The sequence below is a fragment of the Phenylobacterium sp. genome, assembly GCF_035276905.1.
Taxonomy (GTDB): domain Bacteria; phylum Pseudomonadota; class Alphaproteobacteria; order Caulobacterales; family Caulobacteraceae; genus Phenylobacterium.
The window spans coordinates 1-5,465 of sequence record NZ_DATELG010000207.1 but is presented as its reverse complement, the minus strand read 5'-3'; the positions used below and the strand labels follow the sequence as shown (position 1 = coordinate 5,465).

The window sequence follows — 5,465 nt, the reverse complement described above, 5'->3', positions numbered from 1 at the left end:
CCAGCACGATACCTCGACAAAGCCTCCAAATAGCGCGCCATGCGCACCTCCGGTCGCATCCCGATCCCCCGGCCGGCCCCTCAGGCCAAACCGGACAAATCGTCTGCTACGAAAACCGGACATACCGTGTGCTACCGACACTGCGGCGCCTGCGGCGTTGCACAATGGAACCCGACCCTCTATTTTCAACCGTTCTATCTTCCGCCTGAGGTTTCCATGGCTCGCGTCACTGTCGAAGATTGCATCGAGAAGGTCCCCAACCGCTTCAGCCTCGTGCTGCTGGCGGCCCATCGCGCCCGCGCCGTCTCGGCCGGCGCGCAGATCCTGGTCGATCGCGACAACGACAAGAACCCCGTGGTCGCCCTGCGCGAAATCGCCGACGACGTGGTCGACGCCGACGACCTGCGGGAGAACCTGATCGGCACCCTGCAGCGCGTCGACGAGCGCTCGGAAGCCGAGGAAGAGGCCGAGACCCTGGCCCTGCTGGCGGATCCGACACACATGCAGATGAGCGAGCTTGAGCTTGTCCGCGCCCTGCAAAGCGACCGCGACGGCGGTCAGGAGGAGCGGTACTGAGCCCAGAAGGCGCAGACCCTCTGACGATTGAGGCGGTCGAACCGGCCGCCGCGCTGAAGGACGGCCTGAAGGACCCGCCGGCCCCGGCCGCCGCCAAGCGGCCCCGGTTCCTGCGCCAGTTCGAGCTGATCGAGAAGGTCCGCTCCTACGATCCGACCGCTGACGAGGCGCTGCTGAACCGCGCCTACGTCTACGCCATGCGCATGCACGGGGCCCAGACGCGCGCCTCGGGCGACCCCTATTTCGCCCACCCGATCGAGGTGGCGGGCATCCTCACCGACTACCGCCTCGACACCGCCACCATCGTCACCGCCCTGCTGCACGACGTGATCGAGGACACCCCGGTCACCCGCAAGGAGATCGACGAGCTCTTCGGGCCGGAGATCGGCGAGCTGGTCGAGGGGGTGACCAAGCTCTCCAAGCTGGAGCTCTCATCCGAGCATCTGCGCCAGGCGGAGAACCTTCGGAAATTCATCCTGGCGATCAGCCGGGACGTACGGGTGCTGCTGGTCAAGCTGGCCGACCGGCTGCACAACATGCGCACGCTGCAGTACATCAAGAGCCCGGCCAAGCGGGAGCGGATCGCGCGCGAGACGCTCGACATCTACGCCCCGCTCGCCCGCTCGATCGGCGTGCACCGGATCTGCACCGAGCTGGAAGAGCTGGCCTTCTCCCACCTCAATCCGGTGGCGCGCGACGCCATCCACCGCCGGCTCGAGACCCTGCGCCACGAGCAGGGCGGGGCGGTGTCGCTGGTCTCCGGCGAGATCGCGTCGCGGCTGGAGAACGCCGGCATTCCCGCGCGCGTCTTCGGGCGCGAGAAGCATCCCTACTCGATCTGGCGCAAGCTGCAGCGCAAGTCGATCGGCTTCTCCCAGCTCTCCGACATCTACGCCTTCCGGGTGATCGTCGACACCGAGGACGACTGTTACCGGGCGCTGGGCGTGATCCACCGCGCCTGGCCCAGCGTGCCGGAGCGGTTCAAGGACTTCATCTCCACGCCCAAGCGCAACAACTACCGCTCGCTGCACACCACGGTGGTCGGGCCCAAGGGCATGCGCATCGAGATGCAGATCCGCACCGAGGCGATGGACCGGGTGGCCGAGGAGGGGGTGGCGGCCCACTGGCGCTACAAGGACCAGTCCTACGGCTTCGACGTCGAGCACCAGAAGGCGGCGGGCGGGCGCGACCCGCTGGTCAACCTGCGCCACCTCGTCCAGGTGCTGGAGCATGGCGGCGACGCCGAGGAGCTAGTCGAGCACGCCAAGCTGGAGATGTTCCTCGACCAGGTCTTCGTCTTCACGCCGAAGGGCCAGCTGGTCAGCCTGCCGCGCGGAGCCATGCCGCTGGACTTCGCCTATGCGGTGCACACCAACATCGGCGACACCACCATCGGGGTGAAGATCAACGGCGAACTGAAGCCGCTGCGCACGACGCTGGTCAACGGCGACGTGGTCGAGGTGATCCGCGGCGGCAAGCCGGTGGTGCCGCCTGATTGGCGCTCCTTGGCGGTGACTGGACGGGCGCGCTCGGCGATCCGCCGGCACATCCGCCAGACCGAGAAGGAAGAGTTCACCCGGCTCGGCCGCGTCACCGTCGAACAGGCGTTCGAGGCGGCCGGCAAGTCGCTGAAGGAGCTCTCGCTGCGTCCCGCCCTCGACCGTTTCGCCGCCGCGGGCGAGGAGGAGCTCTATGAAAGCGTCGGCCGCGGCCGGGTGACGCCGCCGCAGGTGCTGGACGCCATCTTCCCTGGCCTGAAGGTCACCGAGCGCGAGGCCGCCTCGGCCCGGCGGCGCATCGAGGAGGGCAAGGGCGCGCGCCTCTATGTGCGCGGCGGGGGGCTGACGCCGGGAATCAGCATCCACTTCGGCGAATGCTGCTCGCCGGTGCCGGGCGACCGCATCGTCGGCATCCTGGAGGGCGACGGGCGCGGGATCACCGTCCACACCATCGACTGCGAGCGGCTGGCGGAGTTCGAGGACCGCGAGGAGCTTTGGCGCGACCTGCAATGGACGCCCGAGGCCGAGCGCAACGCCATCGCCCGCGCCAGGTTGACGGCGACGGTCCGCGATGCGCCGGGCGTGCTGGGCCAAGCCTGCACCATCATCGGCGAGTCCGGCGGCAACATCGTGGGCCTCAGAATGCACCACCGGCAGAAGGACTTCTTCGACGTCGACTTCGACATCGAGGTCACCGACGCCCGGCATCTGACGCACATCGCCGCGGCGCTGCGGGCAAATCCCAGCATCGAGACGGTGGACCGGGCGAAGGCTTGAGCCGTGGGGAAGGTCCGGACGCTTCGGGACAGGACGCCCGTCGAGCGTGCGCGGGCGCTGCGCCGGGAGGACACGCAGGCGGAGGCGCGGCTCTGGGGGGCTTTGCGCGATCGCAGGTTGGGCGGCTTCCGATGTATGCGGCAGGTCCCGATGGGGCCGTACATCGTCGACTTCTACTGCCCCGCGGCGAAGCTGGTCGTGGAGGTGGACGGCGTTTCTCGCATCCTAATGCCTCCGCGTGCTGAAGTTCTGGAATGGCGAGGTTCTCGCCAACCTCGACGGCGTGTGCTTGACGATCCTCAACGCCTGCGAGGGCGTCGAGGATTAGCCGGCCTCTCCCCGCGTGCGGGGAGAGGAGTCGCCAGCGACGCCCTTCCGCCGCGGCCGTTTCCGGACTATCTCCGCCTCATGAACACCGAAGACGTCCTCGACGAGTTTCGTGGCGCAGGCGCCCTGCGTGAAGGGCACTTTATCCTATCGTCCGGCCTGCACTCGGGCGTCTTCCTGCAGAAGAACCTGGTCTTCCAGTATCCCGAGCGCACCGAGCGGCTGTGCAAGGCGCTGGCGGCGAAGATCCGCGAGGCGGTGGGCGAGGTGGACATCTGCGTCTCGCCGGCGGTGGGCGGCATCATCCCGGGCTACGAGACCGCCCGGCACCTGGGCGTCCCCTCGGTCTACGTCGAGCGCGAGGGCGGCGAGTTCAAGCTGCGGCGGGCCTTCGAGATTCCTGCCGGCGCGCGGGTGGCCATGGTCGAGGACATCGTCACCACCGGGCTCTCGTCGCGCGAATGCGTCGAGGCGATCCGCAGGGCCGGCGGCGATGTGGTGGTCGCCGCCTGCATCGTCGACCGCTCGGGCGGCAAGGCCGATCCGGGCGCGCCGTTCGTGGCGCTGGCGAGGCTCGACGTGCCGGCCTATCCCGCCGACCAGCTGCCGCCGGAACTCGCGGCGATCCCGACCGAGGACCCGGGAAGCCGGCGGTTGAGTAAATGAGCAAGCTCCGGCTCGGCGTGAACATCGACCACGTGGCGACCGTGCGGAACGCCCGGGGCGAGAGCTATCCCGATCCGGTGCGCGCGGCGGAGATCGCCCTGGCGGCCGGGGCCGACGGCGTCACCGCCCACCTGCGCGAGGACCGGCGGCACATCTCCGACGCCGACATCGACGCCCTGGCCGACATCACCAGGAAGCGCGGCCGGCCGCTGAACCTGGAGATGGCGGTGACCGCCGAGATGGAGGCGATCGCGCTGGCCCACCGGCCGCACGCCGCCTGCCTGGTGCCGGAGCGGCGCGAGGAGGTGACCACCGAGGGCGGGCTCGACGTGGCCGGCGGCCTCGCTCGTATCGCCCCGGTCGTCGGCCGGCTGGCCGCCGCTGGCGTCCGCGTCTCCTGCTTCATCGACGCCGACCTGGCGCAGGTCGCCGCGGCCAAGGCCGCGGGCTCCGCGGTGGTCGAGTTCCACACCGGCGCCTATTGCGAGGCCGTTCGGCATCGCTCGGCTGACGCGACGCGCCTTCTCGAGCAGCTGAGGACCGCCGCCGCCGAGGCCGCCCGCCTCGGGCTCGAGGTCCACGCCGGCCACGGCATCGACTACGAGACGGTGAAACCGGTGGCGGCGATCCCCGAGGTGGTCGAGCTCAACATCGGCCACTTCCTGATCGGCGAGGCGATCTTCATCGGCCTCGGCCCCGCCATTCAGCGGATGCGCGCGCTGATGGACGAAGCGCGGGTAACGAGGGCCGCATGATCATCGGCCTGGGCTCGGACCTTTCGGACATCCGCAGGATCGAGAACAGCCTGCAGCGGTTCGGCGAACGCTTCACCCAGCGCGTCTACACCGACATCGAGCGCGCCCGCTCGGACCGCAAGACCGACCGGGCGGCCAGCTACGCCAAGCGCTTCGCCGCCAAGGAGGCATGCGCCAAGGCGCTGGGTACCGGCCTGCGCCGTGGCGTGTTCTGGCGCGACATGGGGGTGGTGAATTTGCGCGGCGGCAGACCGACCATGGCCCTGACCGGTGGCGCGCTTGCTCGTCTGCAGGAGATCACGCCGTCCGGCCTGACCGCGCAAATCGACCTTACGCTGACCGATGAATATCCACTTGCCCAGGCGATCGTGATCATTTCCGGCATGCCTGCGCCTGCCGGCTCGCCCTGAAATGACCAATTTGCACCCCTTCCATGCGACGGCCGGGCGGGAGACATTGTGCTTCTGCCCTGCTATACGCGCGGCTCTTGCAAACTGGGACAGCGATGACGGACGTGGTTGAGCGTCGCAAGCGGGGACAGGAAAAGGCCGGCGGTTGGGGCGAAACCATCCGCACGGTGGTCTATGCCGTCCTGATCGCACTGGTTGTGCGAACCTTCGCCATCGAGCCGTTCAACATCCCGTCGGGCTCGATGATCCCGACCCTGCTGGTCGGCGACTACCTGTTCGTCTCCAAGTACTCCTACGGCTACAGCAAGCACTCGTTCCCGTTCTCCATGGGGATGTTCCCGGGCCGCATCTTCTTCCACATGCCCGAGCGCGGCGACGTGGCGGTGTTCAAGTACCCCGGCGACCAGGGCCAGGGCCTGAACCGCACCGATTACATCAAGCGCATCGTCGGCCTG

6 protein-coding genes and 1 pseudogene are annotated in these 5,465 nt (G+C 68.7%); all 7 read left to right on the top strand.

Annotated elements, in window-relative coordinates; genetic code table 11:
- The first annotated feature begins 216 nt into the window (after positions 1-216).
- Positions 217-576: a DNA-directed RNA polymerase subunit omega gene (rpoZ, locus tag VJS38_RS09695; protein WP_324087946.1), complete on the top strand. Its 360-nt coding sequence runs from the start codon at positions 217-219 to the stop codon at positions 574-576.
- A gap of 53 nt (positions 577-629) precedes the next feature.
- Positions 630-2,852 carry a bifunctional (p)ppGpp synthetase/guanosine-3',5'-bis(diphosphate) 3'-pyrophosphohydrolase gene (locus VJS38_RS09690; protein WP_324087948.1) on the top strand — a complete coding sequence of 741 codons (2,223 nt, stop codon included), beginning with the start codon at positions 630-632 and terminating at the stop codon, positions 2,850-2,852.
- 3 nt (positions 2,853-2,855) lie between these two features.
- Positions 2,856-3,059 (top strand): annotated as a pseudogene (locus VJS38_RS09685) (endonuclease domain-containing protein); the annotation flags it as partial.
- 201 nt (positions 3,060-3,260) lie between these two features.
- Entirely contained in the window at positions 3,261-3,845 is a 585-nt protein-coding gene (gene pyrE / locus VJS38_RS09680; protein WP_324087947.1) for an orotate phosphoribosyltransferase, read from the top strand.
- A complete protein-coding gene (locus VJS38_RS09675; protein ID WP_324087945.1) occupies positions 3,842-4,600 on the top strand; it encodes a pyridoxine 5'-phosphate synthase in 759 nt (252 codons plus the stop codon). Before pyrE ends, VJS38_RS09675 begins: the two co-directional genes overlap by 4 nt.
- Positions 4,597-5,010 (top strand): holo-ACP synthase, encoded by a 414-nt coding sequence (gene acpS / locus VJS38_RS09670; RefSeq protein WP_324087944.1) that lies wholly within the window; start codon positions 4,597-4,599, stop codon positions 5,008-5,010. Before VJS38_RS09675 ends, acpS begins: the two co-directional genes overlap by 4 nt.
- 95 nt (positions 5,011-5,105) lie before the next feature.
- Positions 5,106-5,465: signal peptidase I (gene lepB / locus VJS38_RS09665; protein WP_324087943.1), on the top strand; the 360-nt coding region annotated here is incomplete at its 3' end.